This is a genomic window from Parabacteroides sp. AM08-6, assembly GCF_003473295.1.
Classification (GTDB): domain Bacteria; phylum Bacteroidota; class Bacteroidia; order Bacteroidales; family Tannerellaceae; genus Parabacteroides.
Genome location: NZ_QRMP01000002.1, coordinates 302065 through 320538, shown reverse-complemented (window position 1 = coordinate 320538; position 18474 = coordinate 302065). Strand labels below are relative to the sequence as shown.

15 protein-coding genes, 1 tRNA gene and 1 pseudogene are annotated in these 18474 nt (G+C 42.5%); 5 read left to right on the top strand and 12 right to left on the bottom strand.

Annotation, left to right across the window (positions count from 1 at the left end; genetic code table 11):
* The first annotated feature begins 216 nt into the window (after positions 1-216).
* Together DW103_RS03130 and aroC are read left to right on the top strand one after the other, a co-directional pair.
* Positions 217-807: a peptidylprolyl isomerase gene (locus DW103_RS03130; protein ID WP_122274193.1), complete on the top strand. Its 591-nt coding sequence runs from the start codon at positions 217-219 to the stop codon at positions 805-807.
* A 121-nt stretch (positions 808-928) separates the two neighbouring features.
* On the top strand, positions 929-2008 hold the full coding sequence (aroC, locus tag DW103_RS03125) for a chorismate synthase (protein WP_122274282.1): 1080 nt from the start codon (positions 929-931) through the stop codon (positions 2006-2008).
* 88 nt (positions 2009-2096) lie between these two features.
* Here the strand turns inward: aroC and DW103_RS03120 are convergent, their stop codons facing one another.
* The 12 genes and pseudogenes from DW103_RS03120 to DW103_RS03055 all read right to left on the bottom strand — a co-directional run bounded on the left by DW103_RS03120 (position 2097) and on the right by DW103_RS03055 (position 14060).
* On the bottom strand, positions 2097-3458 hold the full coding sequence (locus tag DW103_RS03120) for an MATE family efflux transporter (protein ID WP_122274192.1): 1362 nt from the start codon (positions 3456-3458) through the stop codon (positions 2097-2099).
* Positions 3459-3867: 409 nt separating this feature from the next.
* Positions 3868-4830, bottom strand: coding sequence for a hypothetical protein (locus tag DW103_RS03115; protein WP_122274191.1), 963 nt, complete (start codon positions 4828-4830; stop codon positions 3868-3870).
* Positions 4831-5204: 374 nt separating this feature from the next.
* Positions 5205-5441: pseudogene (locus tag DW103_RS03105) on the bottom strand (site-specific integrase); the annotation flags it as partial.
* Between the two features lie 250 nt (positions 5442-5691).
* Entirely contained in the window at positions 5692-5940 is a 249-nt protein-coding gene (locus DW103_RS03100) for a hypothetical protein (protein ID WP_199652954.1), read from the bottom strand.
* Complete coding sequence (locus tag DW103_RS03095) at positions 5933-6226, bottom strand: nucleotidyltransferase family protein (RefSeq protein WP_122274190.1); 294 nt, start codon at positions 6224-6226, stop codon at positions 5933-5935. The genes DW103_RS03100 and DW103_RS03095 overlap by 8 nt, the downstream gene beginning before the upstream one ends.
* A 32-nt stretch (positions 6227-6258) precedes the next feature.
* Positions 6259-6510: a hypothetical protein gene (locus DW103_RS18225; protein ID WP_199652952.1), complete on the bottom strand. Its 252-nt coding sequence runs from the start codon at positions 6508-6510 to the stop codon at positions 6259-6261.
* A gap of 191 nt (positions 6511-6701) precedes the next feature.
* Positions 6702-6774 (bottom strand) — tRNA-Thr (locus tag DW103_RS03080).
* Between the two features lie 34 nt (positions 6775-6808).
* A complete protein-coding gene (locus DW103_RS03075) occupies positions 6809-7270 on the bottom strand; it encodes a hypothetical protein (protein ID WP_122274189.1) in 462 nt (153 codons plus the stop codon).
* A gap of 65 nt (positions 7271-7335) precedes the next feature.
* Entirely contained in the window at positions 7336-8370 is a 1035-nt protein-coding gene (locus tag DW103_RS03070; protein ID WP_122274188.1) for a DUF6340 family protein, read from the bottom strand.
* Positions 8371-8476: 106 nt separating this feature from the next.
* Entirely contained in the window at positions 8477-9328 is an 852-nt protein-coding gene (locus tag DW103_RS03065) for a sugar phosphate isomerase/epimerase (protein ID WP_122274187.1), read from the bottom strand.
* Between the two features lie 112 nt (positions 9329-9440).
* Positions 9441-11414 (bottom strand): sensor histidine kinase KdpD, encoded by a 1974-nt coding sequence (locus tag DW103_RS03060; protein ID WP_233545589.1) that lies wholly within the window; start codon positions 11412-11414, stop codon positions 9441-9443.
* A gap of 18 nt (positions 11415-11432) precedes the next feature.
* Complete coding sequence (locus tag DW103_RS03055) at positions 11433-14060, bottom strand: valine--tRNA ligase (RefSeq protein ID WP_122274185.1); 2628 nt, start codon at positions 14058-14060, stop codon at positions 11433-11435.
* A 429-nt stretch (positions 14061-14489) separates the two neighbouring features.
* On the opposite strand from DW103_RS03055, the gene DW103_RS03050 reads away from it, so the two are divergent.
* The 3 genes from DW103_RS03050 to mazG all read left to right on the top strand — a co-directional run bounded on the left by DW103_RS03050 (position 14490) and on the right by mazG (position 18398).
* Entirely contained in the window at positions 14490-15401 is a 912-nt protein-coding gene (locus tag DW103_RS03050) for an RluA family pseudouridine synthase (protein ID WP_122274281.1), read from the top strand.
* A gap of 18 nt (positions 15402-15419) precedes the next feature.
* On the top strand, positions 15420-17507 hold the full coding sequence (locus DW103_RS03045; RefSeq protein ID WP_122274184.1) for a protein-disulfide reductase DsbD: 2088 nt from the start codon (positions 15420-15422) through the stop codon (positions 17505-17507).
* Positions 17508-17612: 105 nt separating this feature from the next.
* Positions 17613-18398 (top strand): nucleoside triphosphate pyrophosphohydrolase, encoded by a 786-nt coding sequence (gene mazG, locus DW103_RS03040; protein ID WP_122274183.1) that lies wholly within the window; start codon positions 17613-17615, stop codon positions 18396-18398.
* Positions 18399-18474 lie beyond the last annotated feature (76 nt).

Here is an 18474-nt window from a genome sequence, read left to right as displayed (position 1 = left end):
TCTTTAACCGAGATATATACATAAAAACGCCACTCTCCCTTATTATACATGCCCCTGTTTGCAAGAACAAACCGGACAGCATTCTTATTGAACGTGCAAAGATAGGCATATTCTACATGAAAACATTACATATCTTTATTTTTTCAAGATTAAGGAGATAAGTCAGAAATTATACGTAAATTTGTCCTCGTTTATTTATTACTAAAACAATTACAGATGAAAATTACAGCAAATAAGTTCGTTGCAGTTACTTACGACCTGAACGTAGGCGAAGGCGAAGAACGCGAATTGATGGAAAGAGCAAACGCAGAAGTACCCTTGAAGTTTATATTTGGTACAGGCGCTATGCTTCCCGCTTTTGAAGACGCTCTGAAAGGATTGGAAGTCGGCAACAAATTTAATTTCTCTATAGCTCCGGCAGATGCATACGGCGAATATGTGGAAGAACACGTTTTAGACCTTCCGAAGAACATATTCGAAGTAGACGGCAAGTTTGATGCGGAAGCAATCAGCGAAGGCAATACTGTACCAATGATGGATTCGAACGGCAACCGTCTGAACGGTTCGGTTCTGGAAGTTAAGGACGATGTTGTCGTTATGGATTTCAATCATCCTTTGGCCGGTGAAACGCTTCATTTCAACGGTGAAGTAATTGACGTACACGAACCGACAGCCGAAGAAATCGCTGCATTATCAGCTCCGGCCGGTGGTTGCGGATGTGGTTGCGGCGATTGTGATAGCGACTGTGGCAGTGATTGCGGAGATCACGAACACGGCGGTAGTTGCGGATGTGGCGGATGCCATTAATATTTGGAACTCGATAATGGGAAATGGAAAATTATCTGTGTAAGATACTTTTCCATTTTTTATATTATCGGTTTTATCTTTTTCATTGTCAATATTCAGTTCTCAATTTTCAATTACAAAGGTGAATACTTTCGGAAATATATACAGATTGACCTCCTTCGGCGAATCTCATGGTCCCGGAATCGGAGGCGTTATCGATGGCTGTCCGGCCGGCATTGAACTTGACATGGCTTTTATCCAGAGTGAACTCGACCGGCGCAAACCGGGACAATCCAGGATAACAACGCCACGAAAAGAAGAGGATGAAGTGCAGTTCCTTTCGGGTATATATGAAGGGAAAACCACCGGTACTCCAATTGGTTTCATCATCTGGAACAAAAATCAACATTCGTCGGATTATGACAATATGAAAAATGTCTATCGCCCGTCGCATGCGGATTATACTTACCAGAGCAAATATGGTATTCGTGATCCTCGTGGCGGCGGACGTTCTTCCGCACGCGAAACGATAGCCCGGTGCGTAGCCGGTGCAATAGCAAAACTGGCATTACGCCAGACGGGGATTAGTATCCAAGCTTTTACATCGCAAGTCGGTTCCATTAAACTGGACGGCTCCTATACGGATTATGATTTAAGTAAAACTGAAGAAAATGCAGTTCGTTGCCCGGACCCGGCTAAAGCAGCAGAAATGGAAACGCTTATTGCCGAAGTCAAATCGAAAGGAGATACCATTGGCGGTGTCATCACTTGTGTAGCCAAAGGTGTTCCGGTAGGGTTGGGAGAACCTGTCTTTGGGAAATTACACGCAGCTTTGGGGCATGCCATGCTAACGATTAATGCCGTCAAAGGCTTCGAATATGGAGATGGTTTTGAAGCTGCTCTTTATCGTGGTTCCGAACGAAATGACCGTTTTTATAATGATAACGGTCATATTAATACCCATACGAATCATTCGGGAGGTATTCAGGGTGGAATTTCCAACGGGCAGGATATCTATTTCCGCGTTGCATTCAAGTCGGTAGCCACTATCCTGATGGAGCAGGAAACGGTTAATATGGAAGGAGAAGATACCATACTGAAGGCCCGCGGACGCCATGACCCGTGTGTGCTTCCCCGCGCAGTCCCTATTGTTGAGTCTATGACAGCAATGACATTACTGGACTATTTATTGATACAAAAAACAAGAGAAGGCGGCCTATAAACCGTATTCTTAATAAACAAAAAGTCTCAACTGCCATCTTGCATGAATTAATGGCAATTGAGACTTTTATTATATCCGGCTCTTATTATTAGGACAAACCAACTTGATAATCCCTACGTCTAAAATAAAAACCTGCAATCACAAATGTTGTCAATATCTCCGACAGCGGCATAGAAAGCCAAATGCCAACCGGACCTAATAATTTCGGTAGAAAGATAAAACAGGGAATTAAAAAAACAAAACCACGCAATATGGCAAAAAAAGTAGCTGATTTTGCTCTTTCAAGACTTTGATAATATCCTATGACAGCTAGATTTATGACAAAAAAGATAAACCCTGTTGCAAAAAAAGGAAACCCTTCAATCGCTATACGGGCAGCAGTATCAGCCGTATTCAGGAAAAACCCAACCAGAACTTGTGGACAGAATATAAATACCAACATCACGGTTACACCACAAATTAAAGCTGTGATAATAGATATTTTACCGGTCAAAGCCACTCGTTCCAAATCTCCGATTCCGAAATTATAACTGATAATCGGTTGCGCCGACTGGGCAATGGCATTCCCCACCATAAATACAAAAGGAATATAATAGCAGCCAATGCCGAAAGCTCCTACTCCGTCATCTCCCAAATAACGCATAAAAACCAGATTACCGGTAAACATTAATACCGCCAATGTAGTCTCGCTCAATAATGCAGACGAACCGATACGGCACTGATATCCAATGTTCCGCAAAGAAAGTCGTAAACTATTACGGCTCCATTTTACAGCAACTACACGCAAGTTGCGAGCAAAAAACAGTAAATAAATCATCGCAATAAGTCCGCCGACAATAATACTGATTGATGTTGCAAAAGCGGCTCCCATTACTCCCCAACCAAATGGAAAAATAAAGAGCCAATCCAACACGACATTGATTAAGGCTGAAATAACACTGCACCACATAGCCAATTTCGGCGCACCATCCAACCGGATGATAAACAAGGATACCGCAATCCACATTTGAAATGTCAATGACGGAACAATCCACAGTAAATAGCTCGTAACCATTGGCAGCAAATGTTCCGATGCTCCAAGCAAAAGAGCTGTTTGCCGGGAAAAACACATCATTAATATTGAAAATAGCAACGTAATAATCGTTACAAACAACAATGCTTGAGTAACATTCAGACGAGCTGCTTTAATTTTGCCTCTCGACAGATGAATCGAGACGACTACGGAACTGCCAACACCAGCCATAAGTCCAATCCCCGTAAACAACATAAACATCGGAATACAGATATTCACCGCGGCAATCCCGTCACTACCAACTCCTTGCCCCACAAAGATTCCATCGGCAACGGTAACCGCCGAGATACTAAGCATTCCCAATAAAGTTGGTATAAACAACTTTTTGAATAATGTAGACACTTTCAATGTCCCCAAGTCGATAGCATCTTTTTCCATACTTTCAGTCCTTTCAATTTTAAATTCAACATAGCATAAAAAAACCGGATAAGCTGATTGGTTTTACCCAGTCATCTTATCCGGCTTTTTACTTTGCCCTCCGATGAGGATTACAAAACGTTAGTTTTATTTCAGTGCAAAAGTAAAGCTTTTATACCACATCGCCAAAATCGAATTTATTTTTATTGCTAATTGCCGGACTCAAAGTTTAAACGTTGGTTTAAAACAACCCACGAAAAACACAGAAAAAAGCAGTTACCTAAAAAGAATTTGAAAACCGAAACAAACTGAAACCAACGACCCACGCCTTAGAAGGGCGTGGGTCTCTTATCTGCAAGAAGTTAATTATAATCCCCCCTAATAAAAAGAGTCCCACTACTATTTCTATCTAAGTGATCTCTCAAGTCACTTAGATTTCCGTCAACGCTCCGGTTTCTACATTGACAGTGAAAAGAACTTGCTGCTTGCTGCCGTCCCGATTGGTAACATCAATCCGGTACTTCCAGATCGGATTGCCTTGTTCCAGGACTGTCGTGCTGATGCGGGCATCGTTTTTGAGGTCTTTTAAAGAAGGGATAGAGGTTTTCCAAACATCTTTTTCAGTCAGGTAATTATGCCTAAGGATAACCCAATAATCCGTATAGATTAGATCAATATCATAACTGTATTCATGGTTTAAGAAAATCCCTTCTATGTAAGAGACCGGGAACGCATCAGATTTGACATCAAAGATACCACTATTCCATTCTGCAACCTTTTTCCCATCAGGTGATAAAACTGTATAATCTGTTCCTTCACCACCATATTCATAAGATGATACGACAATACTCTCTTGAAACCAATGAGGTTGAACAATACCCGGATTATTAAGAGGATAGACAATCAATTTGTTTCCATTTAAAAGAAGAATATCTTTAGATATCTCACCTCCTGCTACTGAAACATATGGTTCTCTATGTGTGTATTTAGGTACTGCCACAAATCCCCATGCTGTTTTTTCGAAGAGATATAAGCCGAAACAGGAAACATCTAATGTATATGTTTCACCATACCCCAAGTCTATTTTCATTTCACGTTCGATCGTTTCCGTCCCGTTCCATTCCCGTAGCTGTTTTTTCGTCTGTTCGTCGAACATGCCGATCCAATGTTTCTCGTTTTTAATTCCGGTCAAGAATGTCGTATCTTCATTATATCCGCATTTGGTAATACTAAGCATATCGAAGCCATCTCGATTTTCCACCTTATAACCGTAGAAATTATCCCTCTGCTGCTCTTCCCATTCAACACTACCCATTAACGGATCTTTTCCACAACTGCACAGAAATAAAGAGCTAAGAATAACTGTACACACTTTAAAAAGAAGATTTCTCATAACAATTAAATTTTACCCTTCCTGTTCCCTCTGGAAAGATAAAAAAATAAAAGGTGTGGGAACTGTATTGCTTCATCCTATTATCTGGCTTCTCGCATCGCCATTAGAGTGGATAAAGCAACAGCGACCCACACCCATTTTGTATAATGTTTCCCTCACGGGTAACTCTATAACAAATGATGTGGGTGCTATTGCTATCACCTTCACTCTAATACAAACTTTGCGAGAATTTGATAATAGAAGATAATTTCAATAACACCTTTCGTTAAACGTATGTCCTCCCATATCATCCTGTCTCTTTAGGCGTATGAGATTGACACAAAAGTACGAAAAGCGTTTTGTTTTCCAATAGTTGAGGTAGAAATATTTATCATCTAAAAGGAAAGGCTATCATAAGCCTGCAATATTTCTTCCTGCCTTAATCCTAACCGCTTAGTAATCGCCACACTAGAATGATTAAACAACTCCATCAACTTAACTAAAGCCAATTCTGAATTTTGATTGTACACCTGCCTGCCAAATGTTTTCCGCAGACTGTAACAACTGAAATTCTGAACTTTTAGCCTGTATTTGGCTTTAATCTCCTTTAGAATTACGTTAATTTTCTGTATTTGCATGTTGAGGTGTTTCTCCAATTTCGTATTATCTGTATATCAAGTATCAGACCATATAAATGAAAAAAGCCAAATTGTAAGCTAACAGTCTTACAAAATAGTCAGTTAGAAATATTCTTTATCCTGATTGTTGAGGATTTATTTTCTTTTGACTTCTAAAATAGGTAACCTTGTGTATGTTTAAATGGAATATCTTCCGAATTGATTCGGCTTATTCATAATTGTGTGTAATGGGTGCTTTGAGAAATCAGATTCTCCCCTTCCAATCTATTTCTGGATATTGAGGTAACAAGGTTTTATTTGTGGCATTATCTATTCGTTTGACGCTTTCTCCGATTGCAATCAATAACATACAAATACTTTCCAACCTTTCAACTCCACTTGAGGTCATTAAAAAATCGTCAGGTGTAAGTATCGTTTCTGATCTCTTTAATATTCTATCTAAGGCAGTTTGTATCTTCGTTAAGGAAGAACGGATTAATTCTGCATCAAACATAAATTCCCTCCTTCTCAATTCTGTTTCTCAAAAAGGAATCCATGTGGTCACGCAATCGGACTATATCAACATTACAACCGAATAAAGTTTGTAAATCTTCTTTTATATGTACCAAAGCAAACATACTAGGTTTTGAAGTCTCTAAATAAACATCAACATCGCTATCTTCCGTTTGCTCTCCTCTGGCAACAGAACCGAATATTCCCATACGGGTAATGCTGTACTTAGAAGCATTCTTCCTCATATAGTCACGTAAGAGATTTATGTATTCTGCTGTTGATCTCATCTTTTCTTATTTGTTTCTACAAAGATACATATTCATGTGGCAAAACCAAATGATAGAGCTTTCTCTTTTATATTTTTGCGGATATAAACAAGCCTATTCTCCATTATGTTATCATCCGTCAATCGTGCTATATCCACAAAATTGATGCCTGCTATCAAATAAGAAAAAATAAACAAATCAATAGAGAAACATTCAAGCTCCGTTTTTCCCTCATAATTCAACACCTCGTTCATTCGCTTTGAAATCCCAATACTTAGGATTAAAGGAAATTCCAAGACTTTCATACTTCATTTTTCTGTCTTTACAGACACGCAACATCAAAGGCGACTCATTGTTTTTCAACACCTTAGACTTGTAGCATACGACACTAATTGTTGTACTCCCGGTTTAAACGTTGGTTTAAAACAACCCACGAAAAACACAGAAAAAGGCATAAAAAAAGCAGTTACCTAAAAAGATAACTGCTTGATTTGTGAGCCGAAAGCCGGACTTGAACCGGCGACCTACGCATTACGAATGCGTTGCTCTACCAACTGAGCTATTTCGGCAACTATTTTCTAATCGGGCACAAAGGTAGTAAGTCTATTCGACATCTGAAAGAAGTTTTGCTAAAAAATCATCCAAATCAGCATCTAAATCTTTCAATAAAGGATCGTCTAGGCGCAAAGTTTCATCGTCCAGAAAAAGGAGCTCCTCTATTACCACAAAGTCCTCATCAGTCAAACTAATGGAAAAGGGCTTCATGAAACATGCATTATCAAAAATCTTTTTGGCAGTAAGAAGAGCCAGCACTGATTTCAAAGTAGATATAACCTGCTTGTTAAAGACATCATCCTCACAGGGGCAACTTACCCAATCAAAGATAATGGTCTTTTCCAACAGTTTTTCTTCTTCATCATAAATCTGCAATTCCCCATTTTCCGGATCCGCCTGCACATACAAATCACTATAACAATTACCGGACTCACTAAATATCAACTTATTAAGAGCCGTCGTAAAAGTCGTTTCTATGACAGACTGTACCTTTGCATTATTTGCACTCATATTTAATAATTTATTCTTTATTCGAAACGTCTGCCAAAAGTAATAATAATTCAGAGAATAATCTGCTAATCTTCGCCAAATTGCATATTTAGTTTTTCCTCCAAACGCAAACGATTGGTCAATGCTCCCATATATAACTTTTGAAGTTGCGTATATTCATCCTTATCCCCCTTCTTTTTCTCATACAAGTCATAAGATTTGGAAGCCCAATCATACGCCTCTTTCAGCTGTGTATTCATTTCATAATATAAAGCTAGATTAGATGCGGCTCTCGCACGTTCCTTCCAATTAGATGAATTGTGATATAAATGACGCCAACGCATAGACGCCTCTTCCCAGTTATCGGATGCAGCATAGGCTGAAGCCTCTTTCCAACGTGACCCCATACCTCCATAATACCAGCGTGTTTCATTTTCCCAGTGAGGCACAAAATTCGGAGTTATATTTGTACCGATATACCGTCCGGCTGCACGTAAAGCTTCTGTAGGTTCCGGAAGATAATATTCCAATTGCACCAGATTACTTGCATTTTCTGCCCAAAACACACTATCATTTATAAGAATGGCTGCTAAAGGATTATCACGTGTCGGCAGATAAGCCCTGACAACACCGGTTATTTTCACTTCAATTTCACCTCGCACGAAACCTTCGGAAAAAGCGACAATATGCTTATCCATCTGAAATAGCAAACGATCAAAAGATATAATAGCATCCGTACCCGTCTCTTCACAAAGTTCTTTTACCTCCCCGGCACTCAGTTTCTTATCCAACAGGTATTCTCCATCCGTGCGAACTGCATCATGGTAAAGAAGCACATCCTCAAAAAAAGGAACATCTGCAATTAATTTACCCATTGACTCACAAGCATCATACAAAGCACTGTCGGCTTTTGCACGTGCCGTATCCTGCTCCGTACCGAACAATTTGTACAGATACCCGGCATTTTCCGGCTGGGCCACAGCATTATTCACAATCAATACACGCTTGACATCTTTAGGAAAAGTTATCTCAGCCGGATTATAAGTTTCTATCCCGATATAATTAATTGAGCTACAAGCCGAAAACAAGCAAACAACTAACAGGTAAAACGATATTCTCATTTCAGTAATTAATGAATTATAAATTGTGAATTATGAATTACAAGTTCTGAATCAGACAGTTCGAAAACACTCTCGTAATTCATAATTCACGAACTCATAATTCTTTTCATGCCATATCACATGCAGCCTTGAAATAGCCAATCGACTCGGCTATGCCCAAAAACGGGTCTTTCATATCCTTTTCGTATTCCAAACTGCACATCCCGGTATAATTAACCTTCCGCATCATTCTGATTAATGCCGGAAAATCAATTTTTCCACGTCCGATTTCGATGCCGCGCCCGGCTTTTGAAGCATCCGTAACATCTTTAATATGCATATCAAAGACGCGGGTATGATATTTCTTCAAATCAGCAACCGGATTACAGCCATTACGCAAATCGTGGCCAATATCCAAGCACATGCCAATACGCGGGTCCAAATCTTTTGTATGTTCCCAAACATCGGTTGCATCAGGATATGTCTTAATATCTGGTCCATGCAAATGGATAGCATAATTAAAATCATATTCCTTCACCTTTTTATCGACATAAGGGAGCAACTCATAATTAGGAACTCCTACAATAGTCTTTACACCAACACGTTTGGCATATTCAAAAGCGCGGTCTATCTCCGCTTCACTTTTCATATAAATAGGACCAACCGCATACCCTGTCACCTTATGAGCGGCACATTTGTCATGAAAAGCTTTAATTTGCTCATCCGTGCTATTCAAAGGCAAATGGAAGTCCTTGATGCAAAGATAATGAATATCCAGACGTTCCAAAGTCTTTAGAGTGGTATCCAAGTCAAAATTAACAAAAGTATAACCAGCCATCCCTAAATGAAACGGATTGGCGGGTTTCGGAGCCTTTGGTTTTACAGGGTCCGGCAACTCGGCACGGGCGATACTTGCTGTTCCTAAAAGAATAGCACCGGCCAACCCTTTCTTAAAAAATGTTCTTCTTGATTTCTCCATGATATTAAATTAATTAATTATCTCTTATATGGTAACAAATATAGTGTTTTTTCGTGTGTCCGATAACATTCAAGGCATATTTATGTGCTAATAAGAATTAAACAGCTATTTATTAATCCTTTATAGGAAGCACAACACGAAACACAGACCCTTTTCCCAATTCAGATGCAACCTCTATTGTTCCCCCCATTTTTGTTATCAAGCCTTTACAGATTGCCAGTCCTAACCCTACGCCTTTATTCCAGTCATTCAACTGAACAAAGCGGCTGAATATTGTTTCCAGCTTATCAGCAGGAATCCCTTTCCCTGTATCTTCCACAAAGAATTGAACTTCAGCATCCATCACTTCATATCCAAAACGGATAACCCCTTTCTCTGTATGCTTGATTGCATTGTTGAGTAAGTTTGTAATAATTTGTGTAAGCCGATTAGAATCCGTGAAGAAAGTTAAGCTTTCACACGTTTTCAATTCCAGACTAACCCCTTCCGGAACTCTCAAAAGGGTTGCTTTATAAATATCCCTCATCAATTCCGGCAAGTTTACATCCTGATATGTAAAAGACATCGAGTTCGATTCTATCTTCGACAAATCCAGTACATCACTGATTAAGCGCTGTAATAAATTATTATTATTCTGGATAATATTCAGATATTCCTCCCGGACACTCCGGTCGTCCTCATCTACCAATATCTGCGAGAAGCCCACGATTGCATTCAACGGCGTACGTATCTCATGGTTCATATTGGCCAGGAATGTAGATTTGAGACGGTCGGCTTCTTCCGCCTTTTCTTTAGCAAGCTTCAACTGTTGGCCGTATTTGTGACGGGAATAAGAAATAAAGCCCAGCAGAAGACAAACCAGCACCAATAAAATCAAACCGCCTCCCATCAGCAAGAGTTGGGTATGTATTTTGGAGGTTTCCAATTCCATCTGTTTGTTCTCCAACTCCAACTTATCGACATCATGCTGTGTACGCCAATTAGCCAAATCGCTGTAATACTTTCTTGACGTAATCGAATCATTTAAATCAATATATTGTTGATACATTTCGGCAGCGTCCATTCCAAGACCTGCCTTATAACACATCTCCCCTTTTAATTTAAGCATTTGAAGAGCAACAGTTTGTTTGTTTACCGACTTAAAATGCTCAATCAAACTATCCGTCAAAGCTATTGCTTCATTATATTGACCAACCAACTCATAATAATAGACCTTGATATTATCTATTGTAGATTTCTCTCTAGTCCAGTTATTTTTATTAACCAAAGCCTCCGCTTTCTCCAGATTTTTTCTTGCACTTTCCTTATCTCTCGCTTGGTTGGCATCAGATGCTAAGGTACGGTAATACACATACCAACCATAATCGAGCGAAACTTCAGCATCTAGTTCTGTCATCCCTTTCGCCTCGCACTCTTGCAAGCAAGCCTTCATCTGTTCCAAGAAGCGGTCATGGTCTTCCTCAGGAAGACTGGCATTCACCAATTGCCGAAGTATGTTGAATCGTTTGACAATAGGAGCATTCCGTCGTTCCATAGCCGAAAGCACCTCGACATACAGTGTCATTGCTTCCTGCTTCAGCTCATGCCTCATGTAAAAGTTTGCCAATGCCTGGTTTGCCATCTCTTCGCCTTCCGGATAATTCAGTTCACGCGCCAAATCAATCAATTCGCGGGCTATCGGCAACACCACTTCTTGATTTCCTTCAGCCGAAAGCGAATAAAGATTCCAAGCTTTCATCCGGAACAAATCTTCATAACGTTTTTGTGAAAGAAAAAGCGGTTCCGCCTCCGTGATATAGTAGCGCATGCTGTCCGGGTTTTTCGCATAATAATAACGAGCCAACTGATAAAGAGCAGTTGCGCGATATTCCTCATCTTGCAGGACGACAGCTTCCTTGTACAACCACCTCGCATACATTCCCTGATCCTGATTAAAATTCCGGTTAGCCAATTCGTTCAGTTTGGCTAACCTTTCCTCGGGAGGAAGATTTGACAAAACGGCATGCAAACTATCAGTCCCGGTATCTCCTTTTGCCGGGACAAACGTTTGCATTAGTAATAAGAGTAACCAGAAGAGATGCTTCATCTGATTATATTTTAAAGCCTACTTACTCAAAGCCGCAATACTTTCTTCAATAGACTTGATTTTACTTTCCGCATCAGCCTGCTTCTTCCGCTCCATTTCAATCACTTTAGCCGGTGCTTTACTTACAAAACTTTCATTACTCAGTTTTTTCATTACAGAAGCTAGGAAACCTTGTTGGTATTTCAGTTCGTCCTGAAGTTTGGCCAACTCTTCTTCCACGTTGATCATGTTGCCAAGCGGAACTGCATATTCAGTTGTACGCACCAGGAAGGAAACAGCGCCGGCTGCTTTCTCTTCGGTACGGGCAATAGATGAAAGGTTACACATCTTGGCAATAACAGCGTTGAAATGGTCGTTGTGTTCCCCAAGGAACTGCAAATCCAACGTGTCCTTATTCGGTATATTTTTCTGCAGGCGGATAGTACGTACCCCTCCCACAATCTCTTTTACTATTTCAAAATCTTCCAAGAAAGCTCCATCCACCGGAGAGATTTCCGGCAACAAAGCCACCATCAGACTTTCTCCCTCCTTGCGTGGTTCGAGCGCCTGCCATAGTTCTTCGGTGATGAAAGGCATAAACGGATGCAACAAACGGAGCAAGGAATCGAAGAAACCGAGTGTCGAAAGGTAAGTCGACTTGTCAATCGGCTGTCCATAAGCCGGTTTCACCATTTCCAGATACCAAGAAGAGAACTCGTCCCAAAACAGTTTATAGACAGCCATCATAGCTTCACTCAGGCGATATTTGCCGAACAGGTCGTCCATTTCGGTGATTGTCTTATCCAGCTGCATCTTAAACCATTTGACAGCTGTAGCCGAAGCCTCGGGCTGTGCCAGCGTTTCGTCGACCGTCCATCCCTTAACCAACCGGAAGGCATTCCATATCTTGTTGTTGAAATTACGTCCCTGTTCGCAAAGTGCTTCATCGAAAGGTATATCGTTCCCTGCCGGTGCCGCCATCATCAGGCCCATACGTACGCCATCGGCGCCATATTGTTCAATCAACTTCAGCGGGTCGGGCGAATTGCCTAACGATTTCGACATCTTGCGTCCCAGTTTATCACGTACGATACCGGTGAAATACACATTCCGGAACGGCATCGTGCCGCGGTATTCGTAGCCGGCCATAATCATACGGGCTACCCAGAAAAAGATAATATCCGGCCCTGTCACCAGGTCACTGGTCGGATAGTAATAGCTAATCTCCTCGTTGTCCGGCTGATTAATACCGTCGAACAGTGAAATCGGCCACAACCAGGAAGAGAACCAAGTATCCAGGCAATCCTCATCCTGACGCAGATCTGCCAGCGTCAACGAAGCATTTCCGGTCTTCTCTTTCGCCATCGCCAACGCCTTTTCGGCCGTTTCGGCTACCACATAGCCGCCTTCAGGCAGGAAGTAGGCCGGAATACGATGCCCCCACCACAGTTGGCGGCTGATACACCAATCTTTGATGTTTTCCATCCAGTGGCGGTATGTATTCTTAAACTTAGGCGGATAGAATTTTATATCGTCCTTCATCACCGGTTCCAACGCGATTTGCGCCAGATGTTCCATCTTCAGGAACCACTGCATAGACAGCTTCGGCTCGATAGGCACATTGGTACGTTCGGAGAAGCCGACTTTATTCTCGTAGGCTTCCACCTTCTCCAACAAATCGGCAGCTGCCAAATCTTTTTCGATTTGCATACGTACGTCGAAACGGTCCTGTCCCACATACAGCCCGGCAGCTTCGCTCAACGTTCCATTATCGTTGAAGATATCGATAGAGGGCAAATTGTATTTCTCGCCCAGCATGTAGTCGTTCACATCATGGGCCGGCGTCACCTTCAGACAACCCGTACCGAACTCGATGTCCACATACTCGTCTTCTATGACAGGAATGACACGGTTTACCAACGGAACGATAACCTGTTTGCCTTTCAGCCAAGCATTCTTCGGGTCGTTCGGATTGATACACATGGCCGTATCCCCCATAATCGTTTCCGGACGTGTTGTTGCCACTACGGCATATCGTCCTTCCGTATCTCCTTCCACTTTGTAGCGCAAATAGTACAGCTTGCTATGCTCTTCCTTATAAATAACCTCCTCGTCCGAAAGGGCGGTCAACGCCTTCGGGTCCCAGTTTACCATGCGGACACCACGATATATCAACCCTTTGTTGTACAAGTCGACAAAAACCTTCAACACGCTTTCCGAACGTTTCTCGTCCATCGTGAAAGCCGTACGGTCCCAGTCGCACGAAGCCCCCAGCTTGCGCAACTGTTTCAGGATAATTCCCCCATGTTCTTCTTTCCATGCCCAAGCATGTTTCAGGAACTCGTCGCGGGTGAGGTCGGTCTTCTTAATCCCTTCCTGAGCCAATTTGTTTACCACTTTGGCTTCTGTTGCGATAGAAGCATGGTCGGTTCCCGGAACCCAGCAGGCATTCTTTCCCTGCATACGGGCACGACGGATGAGGATATCCTGAATGGTATTGTTAAGCATGTGTCCCATGTGGAGTACGCCAGTGACGTTGGGTGGCGGAATTACGATTGTGTACGGTTCGCGACCGTCCGGTTTCGACTTAAACAAGCCGTTGTCCAACCAATACTGATACCACTTCCCTTCTACCTCCGCGGGATTGTACTTACTTGCAATTTCCATATTTTTTGTTCTAATTTTATTCTTTTCCGCTTCAAAAGCGAACTCCGAGAGTCCCCTATATACGCATTGGATAATTTAAGTTGCAAAAGTACAAAATATTATGAATATTAGAATACGGTAAAGATGAAACAAATTACTTCCTCCGGAAATGAACATTTTTCTTCCCTATCTTTTATCCTTTTCCTCCTAATCATTTAGCCGTTCGGTCGTATCATATTAGTTGTCCGCCAGCTGGCGGACGTTCGTTCGTCAATTGGCGAACGGTCGTTCACTGGATGGCGGACAATCGTTCGCCAATTGGCGAACGATTAATATCCCCTATGCAAAAGACTAAAAGTATAGGGGGAAAAGAGTAATGGATAGGGAGGAAAAAAACTTGCAGCATTCCGCAAAACCCTGTATCTTTGTAAACTATATATAAGAATGAATATGGTAAGACGCTCAGAATACAGAGGCACAGATAAGGCCAAAGCCCCGAGAGGACGCAAGGTAAATGTCAAAAAAGAAGAGACCTTGCTGCCTTTCCTATTTCAGCTGTTAAGCGAACAGAGTAAAAGTTCGGTAAAAGCATTACTTTCGCACGGACAGATTTTAGTCAACGGGAAAGTTACCTCCCAGTTCGATACGGCTTTGATGCCGGGAGACGAAGTCACGATTAGTTACGAACGCGGAAAAGTGGAATTCAACAATCCCTTGCTGAACATTGTTTGGGAAGACGAGGACCTGATTGTGGTAAACAAAAGGGAAGGATTGCTTTCCGTCTCCAGTGCGCGGGTAAAAGAACGTACGGCTTATCATTTACTGAGCGATTATGTGAAGAAATCGGACCCGAAAAACAAGATATTTATTCTTCACCGCCTGGACCGCGAAACGTCCGGCCTGATGATGTTTGCTAAGAATCAGTGGGTGCAGAAAGAATTGCAATCCAACTGGAATGCGATGATTACGCAACGCAGCTATGTGGCCGTAGTGGAAGGACGACCGGAAAAGGAGACGGACCTGATTGTCTCCAACCTCGTTGAAAATGCTCAAATGCAAGTTTACGTCACCACCGAAGGAGATGGCAAAGAGGCCATTACCCGCTACCGCCTTCTGAACAGTAACGGCAGCTATTCCCTGCTGGAACTCGATTTGGAGACGGGACGTAAAAACCAAATACGCGCCCAGATGCAATCCATCGGGCATTCCATTGCCGGCGACTATAAATACGGCGCCGAAACCGATCCTACCGGCAGACTGATGCTTCATGCCCGCCGGCTCTTTTTTATCCATCCGGCAACGGGTGAAGAGATGCGTTTCGAAACGCGTATCCCTGACAAGTTTTCATCTTTAACGAAATAAACAGAACACAAGAATAGTATGAAGAAGCTCTTTAGTACCTTAATGCTGGCGCTGGTTACGCTGGCTGTACAGGCACAAATTCACACGCCTGTGAAGTGGAAAATCAATCTGGAAGACTCCGGCAAGGCCGAGAAAGAAATCGTATTTACTGCCACATCCGAACAAGGATGGCATTTATATGACCAAGACCTTCCGGAAGGTGGTCCCGTATCCACTTCTTTTACATTCGAGACATTGACAGGTGCGGAACTAATTGGCAAGCCGGTTCCCTCGGTAAAACCGACGGTCATCTACGACGAACTGTTCGCCATGGACTTGCGCTGGTATCCGGGGACTGTCTCTTTCACGCAAAAAATAAAAGTAACCGACCCGGCTAAGTTCAAAGCAGAAGGCGAAGTAGAGTTCATGGCATGCAACGATGAGACTTGTCTGCCTCCAGACCGCATCGGCTTTTCTTTTGACAAGAGTAATATCAAAATGGATGCTGCCGCCCAAAGCCCGGCGCCTGCATCCCAGCCGAATGTCACCGAGGCTGCTCCTGCACAGCCGGATACCGAACAGGTTGTCGAGACTGCAACCAAACCGGCTACCCCGGAGCCTGCTGTAAAAAACGATGTTATCGAGACAGAACCAGCCAAAATAGTCAACGACTTGACAGACGATGCTGCCCTTTGGACGCCGGTCATCGATAAGCTGAAAGCTTTTGGGGATTCTACGGTTTCGGCAACGGACACATCCTGGCTCTTTATATTCTTTGCCGGCTTCCTCGGTGGGCTGATTGCATTGCTGACTCCTTGCGTCTGGCCGATGATACCTATGACCGTAAGCTTTTTCCTGAAGCGGACAAAAAACCGCAAAAAGGCGATACGGGATGCTGTGACGTACGGATTGTCTATCATTGTGATTTATCTGGTGATGGGATTACTGATTACCGGCATATTCGGAGCCAGTGCGCTAAATGATTTATCGACCAATGCGATATTCAATATCTTGTTCTTCCTGTTGCTGGTAGTATTCGCCATCTCTTTCTTCGGAGCATTCGAAATGGTACTGCCGTCTTCATGGACAAATAAGCTGGATACAAAAGCAGATTCGACTACAGGGATTATCAGTATCTTCTTTATGTCGTTTACGCTGGTACTGGTTTCTTTCTCTTGTACAGGCCCGATTATCGGGACATTGCTTGTACAAGCGGCTTCGATGGGTTCGGCTGTAGGACCGGCTATCGGTATGTTTGGTTTTGCTTTGGCTTTGTCCATACCGTTCAGTCTTTTCGCGATTTTCCCGAATATGCTGCAAAGTATGCCGAAATCCGGAGGCTGGTTGAATTCGGTAAAGGTGGTATTAGGCTTCCTTGAACTGGCTTTGGCACTGAAGTTCCTTTCCGTTGCCGACCTGGCTTATGGCTGGCGTCTGCTGGACCGCGAGGTCTTTATTGTTCTTTGGATTGTCATTTTTATTCTGTTGGGTTGCTATTTGCTGGGCAAAATCAAGTTCAGCCATGATAGCGAACTGCCGTATATATCGGTTCCGCGCTTATTCATGGCAATCATTTCATTCGGCTTCGCCGTTTACATGGTTCCGGGGCTTTGGGGAGCGCCGCTGAAAGCAATCAGTGCTTTTGCTCCTCCTTTGTACACACAAGACTTCAATCTATATAATAGCGAAGTACATGCAGCTTTCGACGACTACGAATCCGGCATGGCTTATGCCAAGAAAGTAAACAAACCCGTTATGATAGACTTTTCCGGTTTTGGTTGTGTTAATTGCCGCAAAATGGAAGCATCCGTTTGGACCGACCCCAAAGTGAAACAATTACTGGAAAAAGACTACGTGCTGATTACGTTGATGGTGGACGACAAGACGAAACTGCCTGAACCCATCACTATCGAAGAACATGGCAAGACGCGTAAGTTGAAAACGATTGGTGACAAATGGAGTTATTTGCAGCGCAGTAAGTTCGGGGCCAACGCTCAGCCATTCTATATCTTGCTGAACAGCAAGGGAGAACCGCTCGGCCCTTCGTATGCATTCAACGAAAGTATTCCCGAATACATCAAATTCCTGGAAAACGGACTGAAAGTATTCAAGGAACAAGAAAAATAATCCGACAATACATCAATATGCCAATATGCCGGTAGGAAGACGTTCATTACAGAAAGCTTCCGGATGGCATATTGGCTTATTAGCATATTAATACATTCATATATAATGGCAACAAGACAAGAAAAAATGGAAGCCTTCGGGCAACTCCTCGACATTCTGGATGAATTGCGCGTAAAATGCCCGTGGGATCGTAAGCAGACGAACGAAAGCCTCCGTACAAACACGATTGAAGAGACATACGAACTTTGCGATGCCATCATGAAAGATGACAACTACAACATCAAAAAAGAGCTGGGAGATTTGCTTCTGCATATCGTCTTCTATGCGAAAATAGGTGAAGAAAAATCCGCCTTTGACATAAAAGATGTTTGCGACAGCCTTTGTCAAAAGCTTATCTATCGCCATCCTCACGTATTCGGTGACGCACAAGCCGATACCGCCGGGAAAGTAGAACAAAGCTGGGAGCAACTCAAACTTAAAGAAAAAGGAGGAAATAAAACTGTATTGGAAGGTGTGCCAGCCTCTCTCCCATCCGTCGTTAAAGCACATCGTATTCAGGACAAAGCCCGTAATGTGGGTTTCGATTGGGAACAACGTGACCAGGTTTGGGATAAAGTGCACGAAGAATTTACCGAACTAAAAGCTGAAATCGATAAAATGGATGCTGATAAGATGGAAGCAGAATTCGGTGACTTGTTCTTCAGCCTCATCAATGCAGCCCGTTTATACAAAATCAATCCGGATAATGCCTTGGAACGCACGAACCAAAAGTTTATCCGCCGTTTCAACTATCTGGAAGAGCATACTATAAAAAAAGGAAAGTCTTTAAAAGAGATGTCATTGGAAGAAATGGATAAATTGTGGAATGAAGCAAAATCAAAAGGATTGTAAAAACAAAAGGGGAACCGACATCACGTCGCCACCCCTCCCTTAACTTAAACGCCAAAACTAAATCTAAACAAAAAAC

Bases quoted from the DNA above. Each gene is read 5' to 3' on its own strand.
- DW103_RS03055 (WP_122274185.1), bottom strand. From the start codon at position 14,060: ATGGAAATTGCAAGTAAGTACAATCCCGCGGAGGTAGAAGGGAAGTGG.
- DW103_RS03115 (WP_122274191.1), bottom strand. From the start codon at position 4,830: ATGAGAAATCTTCTTTTTAAAGTGTGTACAGTTATTCTTAGCTCTTTA.
- DW103_RS03095 (WP_122274190.1), bottom strand. From the start codon at position 6,226: ATGAGATCAACAGCAGAATACATAAATCTCTTACGTGACTATATGAGG.
- DW103_RS03075 (WP_122274189.1), bottom strand. From the start codon at position 7,270: ATGAGTGCAAATAATGCAAAGGTACAGTCTGTCATAGAAACGACTTTT.
- DW103_RS03065 (WP_122274187.1), bottom strand. From the start codon at position 9,328: ATGGAGAAATCAAGAAGAACATTTTTTAAGAAAGGGTTGGCCGGTGCT.
- DW103_RS03120 (WP_122274192.1), bottom strand. From the start codon at position 3,458: ATGGAAAAAGATGCTATCGACTTGGGGACATTGAAAGTGTCTACATTA.
- DW103_RS03060 (WP_233545589.1), bottom strand. From the start codon at position 11,414: ATGAAGCATCTCTTCTGGTTACTCTTATTACTAATGCAAACGTTTGTC.
- DW103_RS03130 (WP_122274193.1), top strand. From the start codon at position 217: ATGAAAATTACAGCAAATAAGTTCGTTGCAGTTACTTACGACCTGAAC.
- DW103_RS03100 (WP_199652954.1), bottom strand. From the start codon at position 5,940: ATGTTTGATGCAGAATTAATCCGTTCTTCCTTAACGAAGATACAAACT.
- DW103_RS03070 (WP_122274188.1), bottom strand. From the start codon at position 8,370: ATGAGAATATCGTTTTACCTGTTAGTTGTTTGCTTGTTTTCGGCTTGT.
- DW103_RS03045 (WP_122274184.1), top strand. From the start codon at position 15,420: ATGAAGAAGCTCTTTAGTACCTTAATGCTGGCGCTGGTTACGCTGGCT.
- DW103_RS18225 (WP_199652952.1), bottom strand. From the start codon at position 6,510: ATGAAAGTCTTGGAATTTCCTTTAATCCTAAGTATTGGGATTTCAAAG.
- DW103_RS03050 (WP_122274281.1), top strand. From the start codon at position 14,490: ATGGTAAGACGCTCAGAATACAGAGGCACAGATAAGGCCAAAGCCCCG.
- mazG (WP_122274183.1), top strand. From the start codon at position 17,613: ATGGCAACAAGACAAGAAAAAATGGAAGCCTTCGGGCAACTCCTCGAC.